Source organism: Deinococcus aquatilis DSM 23025 (genome assembly GCF_000378445.1).
Lineage (GTDB): Bacteria > Deinococcota > Deinococci > Deinococcales > Deinococcaceae > Deinococcus > Deinococcus aquatilis.
Map to the genome: position 1 here is coordinate 1 of NZ_KB899759.1, position 22601 is coordinate 22601.

General features: G+C 63.8%; 18 protein-coding genes, 4 tRNA genes and 1 pseudogene. 12 read left to right on the top strand and 11 right to left on the bottom strand.

The window, feature by feature from the left end; all coding sequences use genetic code 11:
• Together F561_RS0122190 and F561_RS0122195 are read right to left on the bottom strand one after the other, a co-directional pair.
• A partial coding sequence (locus F561_RS0122190) for a helix-turn-helix domain-containing protein (RefSeq protein ID WP_245556525.1) occupies positions 1-259 on the bottom strand: 259 nt, incomplete at its 3' end.
• Positions 260-508: 249 nt separating this feature from the next.
• Entirely contained in the window at positions 509-1063 is a 555-nt protein-coding gene (locus tag F561_RS0122195; protein ID WP_019012166.1) for a hypothetical protein, read from the bottom strand.
• A 98-nt stretch (positions 1064-1161) separates the two neighbouring features.
• On the opposite strand from F561_RS0122195, the gene F561_RS0122200 reads away from it, so the two are divergent.
• The gene (locus F561_RS0122200; protein WP_019012167.1) at positions 1162-2070 is read left to right on the top strand and encodes an HNH endonuclease; all 909 of its coding nucleotides are present in this window, start codon (positions 1162-1164) and stop codon (positions 2068-2070) included.
• A gap of 199 nt (positions 2071-2269) precedes the next feature.
• On the opposite strand, the gene F561_RS0122215 is transcribed toward F561_RS0122200, so the two are convergent.
• The 5 genes from F561_RS0122215 to F561_RS26490 form a co-directional block, all read right to left on the bottom strand.
• Positions 2270-2536, bottom strand: coding sequence for a hypothetical protein (locus tag F561_RS0122215; protein WP_019012169.1), 267 nt, complete (start codon positions 2534-2536; stop codon positions 2270-2272).
• A gap of 384 nt (positions 2537-2920) precedes the next feature.
• Complete coding sequence (locus F561_RS27510) at positions 2921-4060, bottom strand: DUF2726 domain-containing protein (protein ID WP_019012171.1); 1140 nt, start codon at positions 4058-4060, stop codon at positions 2921-2923.
• The gene (locus tag F561_RS27515) at positions 4057-5451 is read right to left on the bottom strand and encodes a TniQ family protein (RefSeq protein ID WP_019012172.1); all 1395 of its coding nucleotides are present in this window, start codon (positions 5449-5451) and stop codon (positions 4057-4059) included. The genes F561_RS27510 and F561_RS27515 overlap by 4 nt, the downstream gene beginning before the upstream one ends.
• Complete coding sequence (locus tag F561_RS0122235) at positions 5448-6263, bottom strand: TniB family NTP-binding protein (RefSeq protein ID WP_019012173.1); 816 nt, start codon at positions 6261-6263, stop codon at positions 5448-5450. The genes F561_RS27515 and F561_RS0122235 overlap by 4 nt, the downstream gene beginning before the upstream one ends.
• A gap of 1 nt (position 6264) precedes the next feature.
• A complete protein-coding gene (locus F561_RS26490; protein WP_019012174.1) occupies positions 6265-8655 on the bottom strand; it encodes a Mu transposase C-terminal domain-containing protein in 2391 nt (796 codons plus the stop codon).
• Positions 8656-9529: 874 nt separating this feature from the next.
• Here F561_RS26490 and F561_RS0122245 point away from each other — a divergent pair.
• Positions 9530-10630, top strand: coding sequence for a PQQ-dependent sugar dehydrogenase (locus F561_RS0122245; protein WP_026299142.1), 1101 nt, complete (start codon positions 9530-9532; stop codon positions 10628-10630).
• 48 nt (positions 10631-10678) lie between these two features.
• Positions 10679-11725 carry a hypothetical protein gene (locus tag F561_RS0122250; protein WP_019012176.1) on the top strand — a complete coding sequence of 349 codons (1047 nt, stop codon included), beginning with the start codon at positions 10679-10681 and terminating at the stop codon, positions 11723-11725.
• Positions 11726-11738: 13 nt separating this feature from the next.
• Here F561_RS0122250 and F561_RS0122255 read toward each other — a convergent pair whose 3' ends face one another.
• The gene (locus F561_RS0122255) at positions 11739-12296 is read right to left on the bottom strand and encodes a mismatch-specific DNA-glycosylase (protein ID WP_051097039.1); all 558 of its coding nucleotides are present in this window, start codon (positions 12294-12296) and stop codon (positions 11739-11741) included.
• A complete protein-coding gene (locus F561_RS0122260) occupies positions 12277-12870 on the bottom strand; it encodes a sulfite oxidase-like oxidoreductase (protein ID WP_026299143.1) in 594 nt (197 codons plus the stop codon). Before F561_RS0122260 ends, F561_RS0122255 begins: the two co-directional genes overlap by 20 nt.
• A 285-nt stretch (positions 12871-13155) precedes the next feature.
• Here F561_RS0122260 and F561_RS0122265 point away from each other — a divergent pair, with 285 nt between their 5' ends.
• From F561_RS0122265 to F561_RS0122295, 9 genes are all read left to right on the top strand, one after another.
• A complete protein-coding gene (locus tag F561_RS0122265) occupies positions 13156-14076 on the top strand; it encodes a DUF4032 domain-containing protein (protein ID WP_019012179.1) in 921 nt (306 codons plus the stop codon).
• Between the two features lie 137 nt (positions 14077-14213).
• On the top strand, positions 14214-14549 hold the full coding sequence (locus F561_RS0122270) for an Asp23/Gls24 family envelope stress response protein (RefSeq protein ID WP_026299144.1): 336 nt from the start codon (positions 14214-14216) through the stop codon (positions 14547-14549).
• Positions 14550-14553: 4 nt separating this feature from the next.
• The gene (locus F561_RS0122275; protein ID WP_019012181.1) at positions 14554-16173 is read left to right on the top strand and encodes a DAK2 domain-containing protein; all 1620 of its coding nucleotides are present in this window, start codon (positions 14554-14556) and stop codon (positions 16171-16173) included.
• A gap of 289 nt (positions 16174-16462) precedes the next feature.
• A tRNA-Gly gene (locus tag F561_RS29255) sits at positions 16463-16538 on the top strand.
• A 277-nt stretch (positions 16539-16815) separates the two neighbouring features.
• Positions 16816-16954: transfer RNA gene (locus F561_RS29260), tRNA-OTHER, on the top strand.
• A gap of 42 nt (positions 16955-16996) precedes the next feature.
• A tRNA-OTHER gene (locus F561_RS29265) sits at positions 16997-17138 on the top strand.
• Between the two features lie 49 nt (positions 17139-17187).
• A tRNA-Arg gene (locus F561_RS0122285) sits at positions 17188-17264 on the top strand.
• An 82-nt stretch (positions 17265-17346) separates the two neighbouring features.
• A complete protein-coding gene (locus F561_RS0122290) occupies positions 17347-19038 on the top strand; it encodes a TROVE domain-containing protein (protein ID WP_019012182.1) in 1692 nt (563 codons plus the stop codon).
• Between the two features lie 120 nt (positions 19039-19158).
• Entirely contained in the window at positions 19159-20496 is a 1338-nt protein-coding gene (locus F561_RS0122295; protein ID WP_019012183.1) for a flavin monoamine oxidase family protein, read from the top strand.
• Between the two features lie 83 nt (positions 20497-20579).
• Here F561_RS0122295 and F561_RS0122300 read toward each other — a convergent pair whose 3' ends face one another.
• Together F561_RS0122300 and F561_RS29270 are read right to left on the bottom strand one after the other, a co-directional pair.
• A complete protein-coding gene (locus tag F561_RS0122300; RefSeq protein ID WP_019012184.1) occupies positions 20580-22319 on the bottom strand; it encodes a bifunctional metallophosphatase/5'-nucleotidase in 1740 nt (579 codons plus the stop codon).
• Positions 22320-22472: 153 nt separating this feature from the next.
• Positions 22473-22601 (bottom strand): annotated as a pseudogene (locus tag F561_RS29270) (IS5-like element ISDds9 family transposase); the annotation flags it as partial.

Sequence of the window (22601 nt, forward strand, 5' to 3'; positions counted from 1 at the left end):
GAGGGTGCACGGTGGTTTCATGCACGCCCCAGTCGTCGCCAAGATGCGCGAAAGTGCGGTACTCGCGCCAGAATTCCAGGGTCATCAGCAGCTGTTCAGCCACGCTCAGCGCGGCTGGGCGGCCAGATTTCTTCTTCCGCCCTTCGCGTTCATTCAGCACTGCTTCCATCTCGGCGAAGGTTTCCGGATAGACCCCGGTGCGTCGCCGAAACTGCTTGCGGTTCATCTTTAGCGTGCGTGTCAGACGATCTTGCTCCACCCTGCCAGCTTAGCCCACGACTTTCGCAAGAGGTCTATTGTGTCATGGTGCCTCCGATCAAGAAGATAGCATCTAGATTGCATTTTTCTTCGTTCTGTATTGGGCTAAATTTTTTGATGCGCTCAGCCTTCACCTCTCCAGAGCAAGAGTGCGGCCGACTCGAGATGGTTGTCCTGTGAAGTATGGCCTAAGCGCTCCGACAGAGGGGGTGCATATGTGGACACCACTGGGCTTTGGTGCCTGAAGCGGCTACTTCGGCTTCGCGGTCGCTCCCGAGGCGCCCACCACAATCTGGAAGGGGTAGTTCTTGTAGCTGAAGGTGCCAGGGCGCACGGGCTGGCGCACCGTGCTGGCGCCAGGGCCATTGGCGCCGACATTGCAGACCGAACCGATGCCTGCTGCCTGAATCTTGGGCCCATGCTGCCCGACAATTTCCCCGGAGGTGCTCTTGAACAGCAGATCACCCGACTTCAGCGGCCTTGCTGGGTAGGTTGTGACGTCCAGAAAGTGCTGACCGGTGCGCTTGTCTTGGTGGTAGGTTCCGTGGACGCATGTGGCGGTAATCACCGACTTGCTGAACGAGGTGATTGTGGTGATGCCAAAGAGGGTGTGGCGCTGTTCGCCGTCAACCTGTCGCTGCAGGTCGATGTTCTGGTATGTCGGCTTGGTCCTCAGCAAAGAGAGGTAGGCGACGCCAGGGAGCCGGTTGGCCTGCTCGTGGTTCGGGACTTCTTCAAAAGAAGCCGCAGTCGCCGAGGTGCAACTGCCCAGCACCAACAGGGCCATCAGGGACTTGGGAGGCATGGGGGCAGTGTAGGGAGGGGGGGCGGTGCCCCGAACCTGCGTCCGCGGGCAAGCGAACTTGCGCAGACGCCAGGCCTTCTGCTCGGTAATCTGATGCGGTGAACGCGCCGAGCTTTCCCCCGGGAGACTTTCCCTGCGTGCTGCTGACCATCCGGGTCACGGACAACGCCTACGCGGATAGCGACGACGCCTACGTCTACCCGGCCCGCTACCGCGCGGCGCTGGCTCCCCTCGAAGCCGGGCAGCCCATGCTCGCCCTGATCTACGAGCCACGCCATGGCGGCGGGCGAATGGCTTATGTGGCTTGGGCGCTGCTCACCACGCCCCCCCAGCCCATAGGAAAGGGCCGGGGCGGGCAGCAGGCCTGGCGGGTGCGCTACGACGGCGGATTGATTCCGTTGCCGCGTGCGGTAGCGCAAGAAGAAGGCGGGCAGGTCTTCGAAACCCTACTACGCGGCGTGCCGAGAGAACTGCGGGGGCCAGCGCAGCGTGGGATGTCCGTCCGTGCGTTGGTCTGGGATGACTTCTGTGCGGTGCTGAGGATCGCCGGGCTGATTCCGCGAGCGCTGGACACCCAGGTAGGTTCCGTGGAAGATATGGGACGCCAGCGGGTGGCCGTCGAGCGTCTGGTGCGCGACCGCGGATTCCGGTTGCGCGTGCTTTCCGCTTATGGCTGGCGCTGCGCGGTCACCGGATGGTCGGCGCCGCCTGACCTGTCACACACCCTGCTGGACGCGGCGCACCTGGTATCGGTGGCGCAGGGGGGCAGCGACGGCGTGCGGAACGGTCTGGCCCTGACCCCCACGGTCCACCGGCTGTTCGACGCGGGGATGGTCAATTTCGCTTTTGAGGACGGGCTGTGGCGCCTGCAGCGCCACCCATCTCTGGATCACCTGCGTCTGGAAGGTGCTGGCAGCCGACTAGAACTGGCTCATGGGCAGCCACTGATCTTGCCCAGTGATCGGCGGTTGTGGCCCGAGGTGGGCGCAGTCGGTCAATCTGCCTGAAAGCCCGGCCCCAGGGCTGAACGCCGCGTCCCCGAATGTTCGGTGAGGGTCTTCTTTCCGCCTGGAAAGCGGCGGTCGTCGATCGGCATCACCAGCCCCAAATCAGGCGGGGAGCACCGCCAGGCGCCGCGGTATCACGAAGACCACGGCCTTCAACTGGATGTTCTGGGTTGCCACGTCCTGCCCCACCGGGCCACCGTCAGTCGTACTCCCAGGCGAACGCCATGGAGTAGCCGGCCGCCGCTTGCACTTCAAAGTGCTCGATGGCCATGGGGGTGAAGTAGCCGCGCAGCAGGCCCGGGCTGACGCCCTCGTGGATCGTCACTTCTGAGCTCAGCAGCACCCAGGCCAGCGGGTCATGGGCATAGAACACGTTCCCAAAAGCCTCTTCTGCCAAGTTCAGACTGGTGGCCGGGGTCACCAGCAGCAGCTGCAGGGTCGGCTCCCCTGGGGTGACCACGCGCAACGACAGCGTGTAGGTTCGGCAGCGCGGGTCGCTCCTCATTTCAGGTCGCAAGAACAACGCAGGTGCTCGGAGACCCAGGCCAGAGTGTCCCACTGATCCAGCGCACCCGTTGTGCACCTGTGCTGCCACGTTTCGCGGGCCACACCCTGCCGCATCCTTGGCCAGCAGGGGTGCGGCTGCCGCTCTCCACAGTAAAAAGCGTTCCCGAATACCTCGATTGCCTGCTCTTTGCTCTGCGCAGAGGTCACCAGCACCTGCATCAGCACACTCGCGCCGGTGGTCCAATGATTCAAAGACACTGGGTAGACCGCGAACCCGCCCATACCCCTCCTTCTCCAGAGGTGGATCACTCCGCATCCGAACGTGCCCACCAGCAGGGCGAACTCAGGTGGCGAAAAAGCTGCCGCCTGCCGCGGCCAGGCGGCAGATCAGGCGAACCCGCGCGTCCCCAGGGTTCCAGTCGCCCTGCAGGATGTCCCGAGGGGACTCGCCGCGCAGCGTGTAGCGGGCCCGCTCGAACCACTGACGGACACCGTCATCGTTATGGGTTAGGCGCAGGTTCATGACGATTTCGAGCAGCGTGGCCCGCCGGTCCCTCCGTGCCTCTCCCCCGCTCCTTCCGAGAATCGCGTTCAGCATCGGCTCGCCCAGCAGGGCATCCAGTTCATCGCTCTGGGGCAGGGAGTCAGCCACGTCCTGTTCACTCGGTTGGCTCCAGAACGCCTCATACAAAGCGGGATGACAGGCTTTACTAAAGGTGGCGTCTCGTAATGCGCCCCGCAGCCGCCAATGCAGCAGGGCGCGCAGCATGCCCTCACTGGGCGGCTGTGCTTCACAGGTCCACAGGCGGAGCAGCGGCAGGCCAGAGACCCTGAGAATGCGGTCTTTGCGCACGTCTCGTTCCAGCTGTGGGCTGCGTTCATGCTGCGGGCCATCCAGTTCCAGGACCAGCAATGGCCGCTCGGTCAGGGCGTGTTCCACGACCAAGTCCACGTGAACGCTGGCGTTGGCCAGGAAGGCCCGATCCCCCTCGTCGAGCAGGGTGTTCATGACCTGAACATCCAGCACCTGGCGCAGGGGCACCCGGGGCCGAAGCACGTGGGGCGCGAACACTTCCCGGCAGACCTGACGCAGCACCCGCTCTCCGGCATTTGGGCCGGAGCACCGCACTGTCTGGTCGCTTCTCAGCACCGCCCGCGCCCCGACCACTGAGTTCAGGTCGCGCTGCACCCGCGCCCGCAGCTCTTCCAGCAGCGTGCAGCGCCCGGACAGGAGTTGCACCATTCCAGCGGCCGCCAGAGCGGCCAGGCGAACCTGAAGTTCACTCTCCGAGAGATCAAGTGCACCCGCCAGTGTTCCCAGATCGGCGCTGCCCCCGTGGGCCTCCAGCACCAGGAGGATGTGCCGGTCTCCCGGCACCAGTTCGGGGTAGCGCACCACCGGGTGGGGCGTGGGCTTAGGGGTGAGCAGCCGCAGACCCTCCGGGTGCAGTGCGGTGGACAGGTTCCTGCGCTCTGCGGTCATGACTGAACCTCCTCCAGGGTGCGGGCAGCCTGCTGCACCCCCAGCTGCCAGAGCGTGGAGGTGTGCCTGCTGCCCAGGCGCTCGAGGACGCGGACGGTTTCGGGCGCCATGAGGGCTTCGCGGGTCTCCTGGGCCCAGACGGGCGCCTCGGGCCCGGCGGGCAGATCCTCCAGCAGCCGGTCGATCAGCCCGTCGAGATGACCGTCCTGGGCCAGGCGGCGCACCCGGCGGTTCATGGTCGGGGAGCTCACTGGCCCTTTCCAGCCGCGCTCATGTGTTCCCAGCCAGTGACGCGTCAGAAAGGCTTCCAGCGCCTCACGGTGCCCCTTGCGCCCACCGCGGCCACCCCCGGTGTGCCCTTCAGGCGGCAGGGCACTTCTGGCGCGTGCCCACTGCGCATTCGTGAACCGGTAAGGGCCAGGGGTGAGGCTGACCAAGCGCCGCGCATGGGGGCGCCGGGAGAGGCTGTCGGTGATCACGTTGCTGAACCACTCCGGCACCTCCCGGCGGGGCACCCGGGCGAGCACCTGCAGGGCCCCTATCCCCCGTTCCCGCAGGCGCTCCACGCAGGGCACCAGGCCGCCGGCCATCAACGCTCCGGTGGCGGTCATCATGGGCAGGCGCTGCTCGACCGGCGCGAACTCCGGGCGCCACTTCCGGGCCTGCGCCGCCTCCGGGGGCAGGTGCAGGCGGGAGAGGCATTCCACCACGCCCTGCACCTCGTGGCCGCTCAGGGTCAGCTCACCCCAACGGGCCTGGCCGGTGTACGCCGCACCCTGCAGCAGGCCCTGCAGGAACAGGGCCGCTTTCAGGCCAGGAGGCTCGAGGGGCGCCGGAGCCGTGAGGGGCTGACGGCACCCGCTGCACAGCTCCGGGTGGTACGGCGCCGGCAAGTGCCGCCCCCGGTCGCTCAGGTGCGCCCGGATATGACTGACCGGGGCGCTGCACCGGGCACAGTGATCGACCAGCGGCGTGCCGTGACGCTCGCACATCACCGTGGTGGTCAGGCGCCAGGCGCGCACCAGGACTCCGCCTTCTGCCAGGCAGTGGGGGCAGACCGGATGACCCCGGGCGCCGGCAGCGCGGGTGTGGCGGTCCACATGCAGCAGGAATCGGTTCAGGGCGTTGGGGTCGGCTTCCCCGTGCAGGCGGCCCATCAGGGGCCGCAGGGTGGTCTCCTCCAGCCGGGCCTGGGGGAGCCCGGTGGCGGCCGCCAGCACCTTCAATCCGGCGGAGGTCGCGTTGCGGTCGGGGTCGCGGCGCCAGAGGGTGGGCAACCCCAGCAGGGGCGGCAGCCGCGTGGGCCTCAGGGCATTGGCGAGGGCGAGGCGAATCAGGAAGCTGGTCAGCAGCTCGTCTTCGCGGGGTGGGGGGAAGGCGGGAAGCGTCATTCGACGAACCGGATGTTGAAAAGCTTACGCGCGGCCTTCAGCGTGGTCAGGGTCAGGTGGCCGTGTTCGGTCAGGGTGTTCTCGATCAGGTCGAGCATCCAGCCCAGGACGCCCCGGGTCTCCCCCAGGACGTACTCGACGAGGGAGTCGTGAATCTGCGCGCCATCGACGCCCGCGATATAGGCCATGATCTGACGGATATGAACTGGTTCCGTGACCCGGGGCAGGGTCCCCAACTGGGTGTTGAAGCGGCTGGCCAGCTGCGGGTCACGCTTCAAGTCGTCCTCGAGCTTGCGGATGCCGATGGGCACGACTGTCAGCTTATGGTTCATCAGCTGCTTGATCGTGATCAGGAAGGCGTCGCCGCGCCCTTTGGTCCGGGTGCAGTCGTGGAACTCATCGAGAAAAATCAGGCCCAGCTCGACCTGATAGGCGAGCCGATAGAACCGCTTCATTCGGTCGTTGTGGGTGCCTCTGGCGGGGTCGGGTGCGCCGATCGCTTCCAGGAGCGCGGTGCTGAAATCCTCGATCCGGGGGTGATCGGGCATGAAGATCTTGATGGCGGGATAGACCATGCCAATCTCACCTCTGTAAGGGGGGTAAAGCCGCAGGTACTCTTCGGCCAGCACGGACTTTCCACTGTGCGCTTCTCCGATGATGGCGATGGAGGTCGCGCGGTGGCGGACCGGATCGGTGGCCAGCTGGCGCAGGCGCTCAAGCAGCTTCACGCGGAACGGCTCGGGGTACCACAGGCTCTCACGGCGGTTGATGATGGCGTGCCGGGCGTCCGGGAGCGGGGCGCTGTCCGGCATCTCAATCCCGCCTCGGGGTTCGGTTGGTGCCCAGCACCACGGGGGTGCCGGACGGGGTGGAGTCTGGGGCCGGCACGGGTGGAGTGGGGGTGGGCTGGGCAGCCGGGGCCGGGCGCGGCTTCCGGGTGCCGAGCGTGCCGCGGCGGTCCTCGTCCAGCACATTCTCGGCGATCTGATAGGGCATGGGTTGCTCGTCCCAGGCCTGCTGCTTGACGCTCCGGATCTGCCTCCGAATCTCCTCCCAGACCCGCAGGGGAAGGGGCTGGTCGCCAAGCGCTTCGAGGGAACCCGGCAGACGGGCCACGACCTCGATGCCCACGCCGTGGGGGGTAAACGCGGTGGCGGTGCGGATGTCCTCGGGGGCATAGGCCACGTCGACCGTGGTGCGGATGGCGATTGAGGTGAGCGCATCGGCGGTGTAGCGCAGGCCGTGCATGAAGATGCCGTCACGCTGAACGGTCTTGGGGCGCCGCGGCCGCATTCGGGTCAGGAGGTACTCGAGATGGGACTCGGTGAGGGGGCGCAGGGCCACGGCACCCTGCTCGATCAGGGACTGGGCATGAGCCAGGCGGGACTCCAGGGCCAGGGGGCCAGGAAGGTTGTTGTAGCGTTCAACGATGCGCTGGTGGTAGGCCTCGAATTGCGCGTAGTCCAGCGTGGCGCCGTCCTTGGCTTTGTAGTCACCACGGGCGGCAATGGTGTGCATGGTGGTGCCGGGCAGCAGGTGGTGGGTGTGGGTGAGGGTGCCCAGGGTGCGTTCCTCCAGGCCGCCATGGTGCTTGAGGCCGCGGTGGCGGCGGTTGGTCCCGATGCCCAGGCTGCGCAGGACGGGCTCGACGTGGAGGTTCTTGAACTCACGCCCGGAATCCATGCGAATGACCAGGGGCAGGCCGCGCCCGGGGGGAAAGGCCTTGACGCCGGCGCGGCGCAGGTCTTCGACCTCGCCCAGCATGGCCTTGCGCAGGACGCTGAGCACCGCGGCGGCGTCCACGTGGCCGTAGACGATCTCGGCGCGAATGATCAGGCCGGTCGCGACGTCGGTGATCAGGATGATGCGGGCCCGGATGGCGCCGGGCAGGACTGTGGACGGCTTGCTTCGGTGACGGGCACGGCGCGGCTCGATGACCATCTGCCCCTGGAGGAGAAAGACGTTGATGGGGGTGCAGTCCATGCCCCACTCCTGGCCGTAGAGCGTGATGGACCGGGACCCCATGCGCAGGCGCAGTCGGTCGGCAGCTTCAGTCCCCTCGCGCAGTCGGGTGGCCTGAACGGGGTCGTGATCAATCATCTTCTGAACCTGCCGCATGACGCTGCTGCGCGAGGGCGGTTCCAGACCCTGGGCGGTGCAGGCCTTGCGCACCGCCCCCGCGAGGTCCCCGGGGCCCCGGGAGCGGCTGGGGTGGCCGATAGACTGAAGGTAGAGGGTGCGCGTCAGATCGGTGATGATGTCGGACACTTCGGGGGTGAGCTGGCGCGCCCCGCGTTTGCCCCGGCTGGTCAGGAAGGGGATCAGGTCAGGGAAGGCGAGCCCTGGGGCCCCGGCGCTCCGCAGCTTCTCGCGGAAGCGGTAGACGGTGCGGGCCGTGCAACCCACTTCCCGGGCAATCTGTTCGGCCAGGTCATGCGTCAGGGGGACGGTGGGATCGGAGTACCGGACGAAAATAGCCTGACTGGTCTGGCCCTGCCGGGTCTTCAGGAAGCTCTCCTCAGCGGGCCCATCGCGGCCGGGGGGGCTGGACGCCCTGGCTGACCCCTTGGGGTGGGCCGGGCTCTCCCGGCGGATCAACAGCTCGCCGACATGGTGCCCTAGGGGAGCAATGGGGAGGGGGAGTGGGTGGCTCGGTCGGCTAACGGCGCAGTTGGGGGCCAGGACCCCGGGTTCGGCGGCGAGCTCACCGCGGCCCAGCATGCCGTACAGGGTGCCGCTGATCTGCTCGGGGTCAGGCGGCCGGATCAGAATCTCCTGGAGATGACGGCGCAGTTCTGGCAGGGGAACGGCGCCTCGCCGGGCCCCCAGGAAGGCGAGGGTGGCCCTGTGGATCTCGGGATGGGGAGGTTGGCCGTGAAAGCCCGCAAAATGCCGGGCCTGCTGGACCCGCATGGCCGGGAGATCCTCAGGAGTCAGGATGTAGAGCTTGTGGAGCACCAATTCGTTGCGGTAATGCTCGAGCAGGATCTTCCAGATCAGTTCGTCCTGCGTCACCGCCCGATCCAGCGCCTCCCAAGGGCGGCAGGCGATGATGTGAACGCCGTCGTCATATTCGACTTCCAGGTCAGGAGTGAAGGTCTGGGGCTCACCGTCACTGGGACGGTGGAAGGTCACGGGCTCGCCGGGGCGAACGGCTCTGACCCGGGGGTCCGCATCCACCAGGACGAGCAGATCCTGGGCCACAGCGTTGTGGTAGGCGATCTGGCATCCAGCTGTGCGCAGGGAGATATGGACCCCAGGATGTCTGGGGAGAGAAGTGGCGCGGTCTGTCTGGGGACTGGACGTCAAGGAGCCTCCTTGATCTGAACGCGCGCTAAGACGGCGCGCAATAGGGTGACATTCGGGCGGGCAGAGCCTCCCTTCTGACACTGAGTCCGGTCTGTGCGTACCCAGTGTCAGAAGGGGGGCCTACAAGCAGAGTGCCACTCCTAAGCTTAACCGTCGAATTCTGTTCAGAACAAAGTGAGGGCAACATGCTCTGACGGAGGGTGGCGGAGAGACAAGTGAATAACTTCTGTGCTGCACGGAAAAGATTTCGCTCGTCAGGCACGGAGATCCGCCCAGGTCGGCTATGTCCCTGAGAGCCGTGAACTGACACACTTAGTGTGTCACAGGCGCCGAGCCACTGACATGTTGAGCGGGCGGAGGCGCAGGACAGGAAGAAAATAAAAAAAGACCCGGCCGTAAGGGCCGGGTCGGGGAAGTCACTGACAGGTTGAGCGGGCGCGGAGCTCAGAACATCTCGCAGCCACTGACACGTTGGGCGGGCGCAGGTGACGCCCCACTGACAGCTTGAGCGGGCAGATGCTGAGGCACTGACAAGTTGAGCGGGTCTACTGACATCTTGGGTGAATCCAAGGCTCGAATTTTGCCGTGTTCATCGACTGACACACTGACACGATGGGCGAACGCTGACATCCGCGAATCTCATCTGGCCGAAGCCGTGACTTACCGCCCGCGTGACCTGACCTGATTTGCCCTGAGTCTCCGGCACCGTCAACCCACGTTTACCTTGCTCCATTTCCTCTCTCACCCGGCCTTGCTCTACTGCCCGTATATGCTCCGCAACCTCCTGCTCTGCGGCACACTCGCGCTGTCGGCTTCTGCCTGTGCCCAAACGTCGTCTCCATCACCTTTTACCGTGCCGGACGGCTTCCGGGTCAGCCTGTTTGCCGAGGGTTTCAAACAGCCGCGCTTCATGGCGGTCGCGCCGGGCGGAGACGTATTCGTGTCGGATCAGGGAGCAGGTACGGTCACGGTGTTGGCCGATGCCAACCGTGACGGCAAAGCAGACGGCAAAACCGTATTCGCCTCTGGCCTGAACCGGCCACATGGGCTGGCGTTTCATGACGGCTTCCTGTATGTCGCCAACACCGACAGCGTGGTGCGTTTCAAGTACATGTCGGGTGACGTGAAGGCCAGCGGCGAGGCGCAGAAACTGGTGGATCTACCCAGCGGAGGCGGCCACTCGACCCGCACCGTGGAATTTGGGCCTGACGGCAAGATGTACGTTGCATCGGGCAGCAGTTGCAACGTGTGCGAGGAAAGCGACCCCCGCCGCGCCGCCGTGTGGGTCTATGACGCCGACGGCAAAAACGGCAAGGTGTATGCCTCGGGCCTCCGAAATGCGGTGGGCATCGAGTGGAACGGGGGCACCCTGTACGCCACCAACAACGGGCGCGACCAACTGGGCGACGATATTCCGCCCGAGGGCTTTTACCGCTTGCAGGCAGGAGGCTTTTACGGCTGGCCCTACTGCTACACCACGCAGGCAGGCAAAGCACAGGTCTGGGACAAAGATTTTGGCCGCAAAACGGCAAGCACCTGCGCAGAGGCCACGCCCGCTTTTGCCCTGACTACCGCACATTCAGCACCGCTGGGGCTGGCCTTCTATATGGGCAAGACCTTTCCAGCGGCCTACCAGAACATGATGTTCGCGGCCCTGCACGGCAGTTGGAACCGTTCTCAGAAGAGCGGCTATAAGGTCATCATGATCGACCCTAAAACGGGCAAGACCACGGATTTCCTGACCGGATTCCTGTCGGGTCAGAATGTGGTGGGGCGGCCCGTAGACCTCGTGGTGGCCCCCGACGGAGCCATGCTGCTCACCGACGACGGCGCGGGCAAGATCTGGCGAATCCAGTACGCCGGAAACTGACCCGGAAACGGGGACAGAGGTGACCCGAGACAGGTTTAGACTTGTCCTATGACCACCACCCATCCCGTTGCTGCGCCCACCCTTGCCTCTGGTCGGGCCACCCCCAGCCAAAATCTGGTGACGGTGGGCCTGGGCTGGTGGCTGATGGTGGGCATTTTTGTGGACGGCTGGGCGCACAGCAATCTGGGCGAAAGTCTGGAGACCTTCTTTACACCCTGGCACGCGCTGTTTTATAGCGGCTTTGCGGCGGTGGCGGGCTGGACACTGTGGCTGACCTGGCAGGGTATGAAGGCTGGGCGGCGCGGCGTGGCAGCCTTTCCAGACGGCTACTGGCCCGCCGCCCTGGGCGTTCCGGTCTTTGCCCTTGGCGGCGTAGGCGACCTGCTCTGGCACACTATTTTTGGCATAGAGGTCGGCGTAGAAGCCCTGCTTTCGCCCACGCATCTGCTGCTGTTTACCGGGGCGGTGCTGATTCTGAGCGCCCCGCTGAACGCCTCTTGGCGGATGACCACGCCGCGCCGTGCGCCCGCTGGGGTGGTGTGGCCCGCGCTGATGGCAACCACGGCCATCTTGTGTTTCACGTCCTTTATGCAGATGTACCTGTGGGGCTTCCTGCGTGCGCCGCAGGGCATCGGCTACGTGCAACTGCGGGCCGAGCTGGGCGGAACCCTGCTGACGGCGCTGATTCTGGCTGCCCCGGTGCTGCTGCTGTTGCGCCGCTTCCGGCTGCCGTTTGGTGCCGTGACCCTGATGTACGGCCTGAACACCCTGCTGATGACGCTGATGCTGGTGCCGGGAACATGGCGCGAGCCGGTGCTGATGCTGGCCTGCGGCCTGCTTCTCGATACGCTGCTGCTGTGGCTTGATCCTTCCCCGCGCCGCGCTGTGGCCTTCCGCATTTTCGCCTTTCTGCTGCCGCTGCTGGTCTGGGTTCCTTATCTGGCGCTGAATGTGTGGCTGGGCCTCAGCAACCTGAGTCTGGAACTCTGGCTGGGTGTGGCAGTCATGGCAGGGTTGGGCGGATTGGCCCTGAGCGTGCTGGTGCTGCCGCCTGCGTTGCCGTCCGAGGCGCAGGAAGTAGGCCAGCAAAATTAAATAGCCATCGCACTCAGACCTTCAGACCCCGCAGCGCCGCCACCCGATCTGCCAGCGCCTGCCACGGCTCCAGCACAAAATGGGTGTGGCCCAGGGGACTGGTGGAGGGCAGCACCCACACTTTGGCACCTTCCAACAGCTCGGGCTGCACACCGTAGGGCAAGCGCCCGGTGGATTTTCCCAGCACTTCGGACGCCCCGCGTTTGCTCGTAAAGGCCACCAGTTGCGGGGCAAAAGTGCGGAGTTTCAGGCGCAGTTCTTCCGGTGCCCACGCCTCGGCGGGCAGGGCTGCATCCACACCCGAATGCCGTTTGGCGACATCGGTCAGGCCGATGCCCCAGTTGGGCAGGGAGGCATACTCGTGCGGCGACAGTTGCCGGGGCGTCAGGCCCACCGCGTGCAGCACGCTCCAGAACTTGTTCTGCGGGTTGGCGTAGTAGGCCCGCGCCCGCGCACTGATCTGACTGGGGGCCGTACCGACCAGCACCAGCGTCAGCCCCGGTTGCAATACATCGGGCACGAGGTAGGGCGCGGGGGGTGGCCCGCCTGAATCAGTCGCTGTAGCGCTCATCTTTGAAGGGGTCGCCGCGCATGTGATAGCCGTTGCGCTCCCAGAATCCGGGCTGGTCGGCGGCCATGAATTCCAGGCCCGTCAGCCACTTGGCACTTTTCCAGAAGTACAGGTGCGGCACGACCAGGCGCAGCGGCCCGCCGTGTTCGGTCTCCAGCGGCTCGCCGTTAAATTCATAGGCCAACAGGTTTTCGGGGCGCGTGAAATCTTCCAGACTCAGGTTGGTGGTATAGCCGCCGACGCTGTGCTGCATGACGTGGGTGGCCCCCGGTTTCAGCTGAAGGTGCTCCATCAGGTCTACGACGCGTACCCCCGTCCAGGTGGTGTCCAACTTGCTCCAGTGGGTCACGCAGTGAATATCGTAGGTGAGGGTGGTCTGCGGCAGGGCCATCAGATCGGCCCAGGTCAGCGTTTTTTCCTCGGCCAGCCCGGTAATACGGATGACCACGTCCTGCGCGGCATACCGCTGGGCGGGGCCGTAGGTCAGCACCGGAAAGCGGGTCGTGAGGGTCTGACCGGGCGGCACGCGGCCTCCCATATCGTTCTCGGGCTTCCTGAAAAACTTGCCTAACATGTGTGGTATTCAACGCCGCCGCGCACCAGTGTTGTAGAGGGAAAGCCTCAATTCCGCAGCGGGACCAGGCAATATTAAGGCTTCCGATAGATGGGTATTTTTTGCACTGGTACGGCGTACTCCAGACACCCCCTCACCTGACCCAAATTGTCAGGACGACGTAAGGACAGGGCGCGTATAATGACCTCAAGTCCGGGGCCAAATTCTCTTTTCCCCGGAGGAGCGCTGCCCCTGGTCTTAGCAGTTGCCGCCCACTCAGGTGAGGGCTGCGAGGAGTAAACCACCATGCACGCGAACAATCAGGCCAGACATGAAGTGGAACGTGCCCGCCTGCTCGCGGATGTGCGAGACCTGCTGGGCATCTTGCGCCGCGAACCCAATGAGCTGTTGCCCTTCGATTGGATCAAACATCTTGGCCCTCAGGGTGAGCACCAACTGGGGTTGCAGACGATTCCCGTGGAGCAGATTACCGGCTCGGTGGACCGCTACCGCGAATTCGACCGTCACTATCTGCCCAAAGAAAAACACCTCGACGAGCGCTGGATCGGCGTCCGAAGTGCCCAGTTGGAAGGCAAGGAATTGCCGCCCATTCAGGTGTACAAGGTGGGCGACCTGTATTTCGTCAAGGACGGCAATCACCGCGTCAGCGTGGCGCGGCGGCAGGGCCAGAAATACATCGATGCCTACGTGATCGAGCTGAATGTCACCGTGCCCCCCGAAGAACATGACACCCTCAAGGACCTGATCATCAAGGGCGAATACGCGCACTTTTTGCGGGAGACCAACCTTGACCGGATCGTGCCCGATCACAGCGAGATTCTGTTTACCACGCCGGGACGTTATGACAGCTTGATAGAACACATCCGTACCCGCCAGTATTTTCTGGACCGCAAACCCGAACGCGCCGGATTGCCGCCCGTGACCTGGGAGGAAGCGGTGGAAAGCTGGTACAAGCGCCTGTACTGCCGGATCGTGGAAAACATAGAAAAACATGACGTGATGTTCCGTTTTCCGGGCCGCACCGAGGCCGACCTGTACCTGTGGATCATGGATCACCGTTACTTTCTGACCACGCAAGAAGGCCACGACATCGGCAGCGAGGAAGCCACCAAGGATTTCCGCGCCCATTACGCGCCGCCGCTGTACAAACGGCTGGGCCAGCGGGTGCAACTGCTGCTCAAGGGGCAACTCGATCCGCTGACCTGAAAGGGGACGGGGCCGGATGGACTGTGGGCGAAGGCGGCTCGCAGTCCATGTCTTTTTGGTGGCGGCCCGGTTTCCCACGGCGCACTTTGCTCGGCAACACCGCCTTTATAGGCACGGCCTGTATACTGCTCGGTACTGTGACTGGCTCCATCCATATCACCGAGGCGGCCCTCGCCTCGCTTATCGGCCTGACGGCCCACGAAATTCCGGGCGTGGTGGGCATGGCCCCCGCGAATCTTAAAGAAGGTCTGTCCCGTGTGCTGGGCCGCGCCAACGTCAGTGACGGCGTGGTGATCTCCAAAGACGCGCAGGGTGGCCTGACTGCCGACCTGTACATTGTGGCGGCCTACGGCGTCAGCATTCCCACGGTGGCCCGCAACATCGTTGACCGCGTGGTGCATACCGTGCGCGGGCAGGCAGGCATAGAACTGAAAGCCACCCGCGTTCATGCCGTGGGGGTACAACGTGCATAAGCCCATGAATAAAGACATTCAGACCCTCTCCCCCGCAGATCTGGCGCACATGCTGCGTACCGCCACCGACTGGCTGGGCGTGTACCGCGAACAGGTCAACGCCCTGAACGTGTATCCCGTGCCGGACGGCGACACCGGAACCAACATGCACCTGACCATGCAATCGGTGCGCCGCGAACTCGATACCTGCGATGAAAACCTGATGTCCAGCGTGGCCCGCGCCATCAGCTACGGCGCACTGCTGGGCGCACGCGGCAACAGCGGCGTCATTCTGTCGCAACTGCTGAAGGGCTTTGCCGAAACGCTGAAAGATCAGAAATCGGTGGATGCCACGACCCTGATCGCCGCCTTTGCTGCCGCCCAGAAAGCCGGATACGGAGCCGTGATGAAGCCCGTGGAAGGCACCATTCTGACCGTGGCGCGGGGTGTGGCCGATGGCGCGGCCACCGTGACCGACCGGGCCGCCACCATCGATACGGTGCTGGAACAGTCCCTGTTTGGCGGCCAGAAACTGCTGGATCAGACGCCCGAAATGCTGCCCGCGCTGAAGCAGGCAGGCGTGATCGATTCGGGCGGTCAGGGCTACCTGTATCTGGTTCAGGGCATGTTGGCCGCCCTGCGCGGCGAGGCGCTCCCCGAAGCGCCCGACGTGACCTCCTACGCGCAGCAGCAGTTTGACAACGAGGAATTTGGCTACTGCACCGAATTCCTGATGAGCGAGGCTACCAAGCCCATCGAAGAAATCCGCGAACTGGTCACGCCCTTTGGCGACAGTCTGCTGGTGGTGGGCGCGGAGGGCTACGTGAAGGGCCACATTCATACCAATGAACCCGACGCGCTGCTGGCCACCGTGGGCCGCTACGGGCGGATGCTGAAAACCAAGGTCGAGGACATGTCCGAGCAGCACACCGAAATCCTGGGCATGGCCGGAGCCGCCGCCCGTGCCGAGGAAGAAGTGCCCGCCTCGGGATTGGTGGCCGTGGCCAGTGGCTACGGTCTGGTCAAGCTGTTTCGCAGCCTCGGCGCACGGATCGTCTCGGGCGGGCAGACGGCCAATCCCAGCGTGCAGGACATCGTGGACGCGGTACGTAGCGTCAGCGCCGAAAAAGTGCTGATCCTGCCCAACAACAAAAACGTGCTGATGGCCGCCGAAAAAGCGATGGAACTGATGGAAGGCCGCGCCGTGGTGGTGCCCACCCGCACGCTGGGGCAGGGCGTGGGCGCGGCGCTGGCCTTCAATGCCGAATCCGACGCCGAGAGCCTGAAAGCCGACATGACCGAAAGTGCGGCGCGGGTCACGACCTTCGAGGTCACGCGGGCCAGCCGCACCACCAACATCACCACCAAGGATGGCCGCACCCTCGCCATTGCCGAAGGCGACGTGATCGGCCTGCAAGACGACGAACTCGTGCAGGCGGGCGGCAGTCCCGAAGACAGCGTGCTGGAAATGCTGAACCGGGGCTACAGCGGGCAGGAAGTCATCACGGTGTTTGGCGGCCCCCAGAAAACTCTGGAAGATCTGGAAGCCCTATCCGCCCGGATTGAAAAGGAATTTCCGATGGCCGAACTTGAAGCCCACGCGGGCGGCCCCGACCTGTACGACTATCTGGTGACGATTGAGTAATCCAGCGTTGCTGTAGGAACAACTTGTAAAAAACGGCTCTTCTGTGATTACACCGGAGAGCCGTTTTTGTATGCCATCAGCAATGGCAGGCTTTGGCTTACTGCTCCCTAGGCCAGAAGGCGAATGTGCTCTGCATCACACCTCACTACACTGCTGAGCAGGTGAACGCCGGGTTCTAGCAAGCCGACGTAGAAACCGACTGGGCCGAAGATTCAGGGTTATCCCTTTTCCCGGAAACCTACCCCTGATTCATTCCTTGCCCAGTCTTTTTTAGCTGTCTCTCAGTCATGCAGGTTTAGTCCAAGCAGCAAGACGCCCGGCAACCAGTCGGGAAATGGCGGTGCAAGTCCGTTCAACCTGCTCCATGCTGTAAAGCATCCAGCCCTCGTCACCTTCGCCCTTTTTCTGCGCCTACGGCTGGCGCTGTCCATCGTGGGGACGATGGTGGAACGGTAAACACAGTTGTCTGTTTGCCTTTCGGGATTCACTCCTTGAGGGCTAACTCTTTCTCACCCCTTGCCTGCCCTGCACACCCATGCAGCGGGCCGATGTAGAAAGGTTATCGGAACAAGCGGCGTAAGCCTTGCAGGTTCGAATCCTGCTCGTCCCCCACTCTTCAACATTCATCTCAACACGCTTATGGGAACGGTAGCTCAGTGGTTAGAGCGCTAAAACAGCCTGACCAGCCCTTGCCTGCGGCTTCCGCGCCGCTGGGCCGAAGGTTCAGGCTTATCGACTGCTAATCGAGAGGTCGCGGGTTCGAGTCCCGCCCGTTCCCCCACTGCACCACCACATTTCTCCCAAAAGCAGTACACACCGCGCCGGAGCGGTGGCCCAATTGGCAGAGCACCTGGCTTGCCGCAAGGCATTTCCCTGTTCGCCCTCTTGTCCATTCTTTCGAGTTTGGGCCGTTAGATCAGGGTGATCCAATCAGGGGGTTGTGGGTTCGAGTCCCACCCGCTCCGATCTTTTTCTTCTTCATCAACACCACTGGGTCAAGCACGGCCCAGACCTGAAATGGTAGCTCAATTGGATAGAGCATCCGGCTACGAACTGGAAGGTTACAGGTTCGATTCCTGTCTGTTTCACCACCCGGCGCACGCCCGCGCCCCGTCGCCGTCAGCGATTCTGACTCTTCTTGCCCCTTGCCCCACACCAAAAGGAGGGCCGATCATGATCAAGAATTTACTCGCTGCCGTCGCCCCCAAGCGCCGCTCCCAGACCCAGAAACTGGACGAGCGACAGGTGCTGAACAACGCTGGGGGCTTCGTGTATGCGCTGGGCGATGAAGGTCGCCTGACCCGCTTTCTGGTGCTGGGCACCGAGGGCGGCACGCTGTACGCGGGCGAGCGGGCGCACACGGTGCAGGCCACCGACTTTGTGCGCGAGCTGGTGCTGCGGGACGCCTCTTTGGCCCTGCGCGTGACGCTGGATGTGGTGCGCGGCAACCGTGCGCCCAAGTCCGACCCAGCCCTGTTGGTGCTGGCGCTGATCGCCAAGACCGCGCCCAACGTGGCAGACCGCAAGGCCGCATGGAACGCGCTGCCCGAAGTGGCCCGCACCGGCACGATGCTGCTGCACTTTCTGGCTTTTGCCGACAGCCTCGGCGGATGGGGCCGACTGACCCGGCGCGGCGTGGCGAACGTGTATGAAACCCTGCCTGTAGAAAAGCTGGCGCTGTGGGCCGTGAAGTACAAGGCCCGCGACGGCTGGGCACAGGCCGACGCCCTGCGGCTGAGCCACCCCAAAACCACCGATGCGGGCCGCAACGCGGTACTGCGGTTCATGGTCAAGGGAACGCTAGACCCTGAAGTTTTGTCTGGCGCACCCGTACCCGATGAAACTGTACCCAATGCACCTGTACCCAGTGCAGGCAGCCTCGGTGAAGCCGTTACCCGTGAATTCCCGGCTCCTGCCCTGCGGGTTATCGAAGGTCATCTGTTGGCGGCTGCGGCCACCAGCGACGCCGATGCCGCCCGCCTGATGCGTGATTACGGCCTGCCCATCGAAGCTGTGCCCACGCCCCTGCGAGGTGTCGAAACCTACCGGGCGGCCCTCGATACCAACGGCCTGACGTGGTTGCTGCGAAACCTCGGCAACCTGAGCCGCGTGGATGTGCTGAGCGCCAACAACCGCGATGTGGTGGCCCAAGTCATCGAGCGCATCACCGACGCACAGGCCCTGAAGCGGGGCCGCATCCACCCGCTGGACGCGCTGAAGGCCCGACTGGTGTACGCGCAGGGCCGGGGCGTGAAGGGCAAGGGCGAATGGCTGCCCGTGCCGCGTGTGGTAGACGCACTGGAAGAGGCTTTTTATACGGCGTTCGGCTTGGTGCAGCCCGCCGGAACACGTCATTTGCTGGCGCTGGACGTGTCGGGCAGCATGACGGCGGGGCAGGTGGGCGGCGTGCCCGGACTGACCCCCAACATGGCCGCCGCCGCCATGAGCATGCTGGCCCTGCGAACCGAACAGGACGCACAGATCATGGGATTTGCCACCCAGTTCCGGGCGCTGGGCATCACGCCCAAAGACACGCTGGAAGCGGCCATGAAGAAGGCCTACAGCTCCAGCTTCGGTGCCACCGACTGTGCCCAGCCGATGCTCTGGGCGGCGCAACACCGCCAGAACATAGATACGTTCGTGGTCTATACCGATAACGAAACGTGGGCGGGTCAGATTCACCCCACGCAGGCGCTGGATCAGTACCGCCAGAAGATGGGCATCCCCGCACGCCTGATCGTGGTTGGCCTGACCGCCACCCGCTTCAGCATCGCTGACCCCCAGCGGGCCGACATGTTGGATGTGGTGGGCTTCGACACCGCTGCCCCCAGCATCATGAGCGCCTTCGCACGCGGCGAAGTGTAACCACAGGGCCTGAATCAGAGTTCGCCTCACAAGATTCGCCTCAGCAGAACAGAGTGTCCGTTGCCCATCTCCAACTGACACCCTGTTCTGTTTTGATCCGATTTCTGCCATTCTGCGGCCATGAACCGTCGTGTCTTGCTTCGTCTGCTGGCTGCCGCTCCTGTGGCCGCGTCTCTCTCACTGACTCAGGCCCGGGCAGCGCGGCCTGTGCGGGTGGTGGTGGTGGGGGCTGGGCTGGCCGGACTGGGTGCGGCGCGGGCGTTGGCGGCGGCTGGGGCGGCAGTCACGGTGCTGGAGGCACGGGGGCGGGTGGGAGGCCGGGTCTTCACGTCGCATGCGTGGCCCGATCTGCCGCTGGATCTGGGGGCGTCGTGGCTGCATGGAATCAAGGGAAACCCGCTGGTGGGCGTGGCAAAGCAGGCGGGGGCGCGGGCCGTGGCCTTCAACTTCGACGATGTGGAAACCTTCTGGGCTGAAGGTCGCCAACTGACGGCCCGCGAGGAACGGCGGCTGGAAGCTTTTGAAGACCAACTGGCGCAGGCTGTAGAGGACGCCCCCGCAGGCCAATCTCTGGCAGCGTTGGCCCAGCGCATTGGCCGGAATCTGAACCCGGCGGAATCCCGGCTGCTGGCCCATGTCCTGAACACCTCGTTCGAGCATGAATTTGGCGGCACAGCCAGCTCGCTGACGGTACAGGGGTCCCACGAGGGCGATAACCTGCGCGGCGGCGACGCCCTGCTGCCCGGTGACGCGGGGCTGATTCCGGCGTTTCTGGCGCGTGGCCTGAACATTCAGACCGCCACCGTGCAGGCCATTGCCGCAGCGCGGGGAGGCGTGACCCTAACCACCAGCGCGGGCCAGATTCAGGCCGACCATGTGGTGCTGACGGTGCCGTTGGGTGTACTGCAAGCGGGAAGCGTGCGCCTGACGCCCCCACTGAGCCGCACCCAGCAAGACGCCCTGGCCGCCATCAAAATGGGCGTGCTGGAAAAATGCGTTCTGCGGTTCTCGCGGGTGTTCTGGGAGTCCAGCAGCGTGCTGGATATCGTGCCGGAACCCGCACAGGCAGGCCAGTGGGCCGAATGGGTCAATCTGGCTCCGGTGATGGGCCAGCCCGCCCTGATGGGATTCAATGCCGCCGAAGTAGGCCGCCGCATGGCGACGCTGGACGATGCCGCCCTGACGCGGGAGGCCATGCGTGCCCTGCGCCGTATCTATCCCAATGCGCCCGACCCGCTGGCAATGCAGCGTTCCCGCTGGGCCACTGATCCTTTTTCTCAAGGTTCCTATTCGTTTGGCAGCTCTGCCGACCCCCAGGCCGCCCGCGCCGCCCTGCACGCGCCCATCGGGGGCCGGGTTTGGCTGGCGGGCGAGCATACCTCGCTGCTGAATCCCCAGACCATGCACGGCGCATACGTCGAAGGGGCGCGGGTGGCCGCAGATGTGCTGAAGGCGTAGCGGGCAACACACGGCAAAAGCGCAGGCCGGGGCATGATCGCTCCGGCCTGCTGTTTGAATAGATTCGGACTTACTTCTTGCCCTTACTTTTTGGTGATGCGGCCCTTGACCGTGTTGGTCAGGGTGCTGCCTTTGGCCTTCAGGTACTGGGCAAAAGCATCTACATCAGCCAAGTTGGGAAGCTGAACGACATTCTTGCCCTGCGTAAAGACGCTGAAGAAGTCGCCACCCGCCGCCAAGAAGTTGTTGACGGCGACGCGGTACGTGCCCGTAGGATTGATGGGCGTGCCATTGAATTTGATGTCGGCAATGTTGACTTTGCTGCCTGCGGGCGCGGCGTCGGTGTAGCTGTAGCTGAAGCCCTCGCTGACCTGCAAGAGCTTGACGGCGGTGGCGTTGCCGCCCGTCCACTGCTGCTCCAGCACGTCCTTGATCTGCTGGCCGGTCAGGTCCATGACCACCATCGTGTTGCCGAAAGGCTGGACGGCGAACACGTCGCCAAAGTTGATGGCGTTGCCTGCCTTGATCTGGGTGGTGTCGGGCAGGTCGGCGCGGATGCCGCCGGGATTCATCAGAGAAATCTGGGTGCCCTGCGCCTGCGTAGCGAACACCTGTGCGTCGGCGATTACGTCGCCCAGCGCGGATTCGGTGTTGCGGGCATTGCTGATGCCGCGCTGAATCTGAGGCACGCCGAGGTTGGCAACAAAGACCGATTTAACAGCAGTGGTCTTGGCATCGGCGGTGGTGACCAGTTGGGTCATAGCAAAGTTGAGGGTGTTGTTGGCTTTACGGGCCGTGTAGTCCACCACCAGATTTTGGGCGCTGGCCTTAACCACTTCGTGGTTGGCCTTGTCTACCGTGAGGTTCAGACGCTGAAGCAGGTGACCGTAAAAGTCGCCCTGAATCACGATCCGGTCATTGCCCTTGGGATCGGGTACGAGGCAGTTATACCCCTGATGGCTGTGGCCGCTGATGATGGCGGTGACGGCTGGATCGACGCGCTTGGCAATCTGCACGATGGGGCTGTCGCTCTTGAGGGTTTTGCAGCCCACGGTGCTGTAATTGTCGCCAGCACCCGTAGAAATCTCGCCCCCTTCATGAATCAGCATCACGATGGCGTCAACCTTGGCGGCCTTCAGTTCTGGGATGTACTTGTTGACCGAATCGGCCTCATCCAAAAAGTTCAGCTCTTTGATGCCTTCGGGAGAAACAAGGCCGGTCGTGGAGACCGTAACCGCGCCGATAAACGCCACTTTCGCTCCGCCAATGTCCTGAATGGAATAGGGCTGGAAGGGAGTCGTCCCGTCTGCTTTGTAGGTCACGTTCGCGCCCAACCATTTGAAGGTCGCGCCGCTGAAATTGGGATCAAATTTGCAGGCTTTGGCCGTGTCGTTGCTGTCGCAGCCGCCGTTTTGCATCCGGAACAGTTCCTTGAGGCCCTGATCGAATTCGTGGTTGCCCAGCGAACTGACTTTCAGGCCGATCTGGTTCAGGGCGTAGATGCTGGGTTCGTCACGCAACAGGCTGCTGATGGCCGGGCTTGCGCCGATCAGGTCGCCGCCGCCCACCAGAATGGTGTTGGGATTGGCCTTGCGGGCGTCGTTCACTTCAGCGGCGATGGCTTCTACGCCGCCGGCACTGATGGCGGCCGTTTCACCAGCCTTGGTAAAGCTGGTGGGCTGCAAATTACCGTGAAAGTCGTTGAGGCCCAGTACCGTGATGTCCACGGGATCGGGGGTCAGGCGAGTTTCAATCGGAGAGCAGGCCGTGAGAGCGAGGGCCGAGGTGAGCACCAGAATGGCAGCTGTTCCAAGTTGTTTCATATATCACTAATACACCACATTTTTACCCCAGATGGATGAATTGGTCTGTCCTTCGGCAGACACAACATAATTTGAAAACGATATATCAGCGTCATAGCGGCCATTTACCATCTGTTCAGCTCTGCTGTATGTACCGAAAACGCCCACTAGAGATCATCCGGAAATTCGGCGCAGCAGGATGAGAATGCAGGCGAGCTGGACAAAGCCTAAGAAGTTCTGGGCTTTGTGCTCGTCGCGGGTTCGGACACGGCGGAAGGACTGCAACCAGGCGATGGTTCGCTC

What these genes read in the sequence shown, in the direction of transcription:
- F561_RS0122195 (WP_019012166.1), bottom strand. Translation starts at nt 1,063, where the DNA reads ATGCCTCCCAAGTCCCTGATGGCCCTGTTGGTGCTGGGCAGTTGCACC.
- F561_RS27510 (WP_019012171.1), bottom strand. Translation starts at nt 4,060, where the DNA reads ATGACCGCAGAGCGCAGGAACCTGTCCACCGCACTGCACCCGGAGGGT.
- F561_RS27515 (WP_019012172.1), bottom strand. Translation starts at nt 5,451, where the DNA reads ATGACGCTTCCCGCCTTCCCCCCACCCCGCGAAGACGAGCTGCTGACC.
- F561_RS0122235 (WP_019012173.1), bottom strand. Translation starts at nt 6,263, where the DNA reads ATGCCGGACAGCGCCCCGCTCCCGGACGCCCGGCACGCCATCATCAAC.
- F561_RS0122245 (WP_026299142.1), top strand. Translation starts at nt 9,530, where the DNA reads ATGCTCCGCAACCTCCTGCTCTGCGGCACACTCGCGCTGTCGGCTTCT.
- F561_RS0122250 (WP_019012176.1), top strand. Translation starts at nt 10,679, where the DNA reads ATGACCACCACCCATCCCGTTGCTGCGCCCACCCTTGCCTCTGGTCGG.
- F561_RS0122255 (WP_051097039.1), bottom strand. Translation starts at nt 12,296, where the DNA reads ATGAGCGCTACAGCGACTGATTCAGGCGGGCCACCCCCCGCGCCCTAC.
- F561_RS0122260 (WP_026299143.1), bottom strand. Translation starts at nt 12,870, where the DNA reads ATGTTAGGCAAGTTTTTCAGGAAGCCCGAGAACGATATGGGAGGCCGC.
- F561_RS0122265 (WP_019012179.1), top strand. Translation starts at nt 13,156, where the DNA reads ATGCACGCGAACAATCAGGCCAGACATGAAGTGGAACGTGCCCGCCTG.
- F561_RS0122275 (WP_019012181.1), top strand. Translation starts at nt 14,554, where the DNA reads ATGAATAAAGACATTCAGACCCTCTCCCCCGCAGATCTGGCGCACATG.
- F561_RS0122290 (WP_019012182.1), top strand. Translation starts at nt 17,347, where the DNA reads ATGATCAAGAATTTACTCGCTGCCGTCGCCCCCAAGCGCCGCTCCCAG.
- F561_RS0122295 (WP_019012183.1), top strand. Translation starts at nt 19,159, where the DNA reads ATGAACCGTCGTGTCTTGCTTCGTCTGCTGGCTGCCGCTCCTGTGGCC.
- F561_RS0122300 (WP_019012184.1), bottom strand. Translation starts at nt 22,319, where the DNA reads ATGAAACAACTTGGAACAGCTGCCATTCTGGTGCTCACCTCGGCCCTC.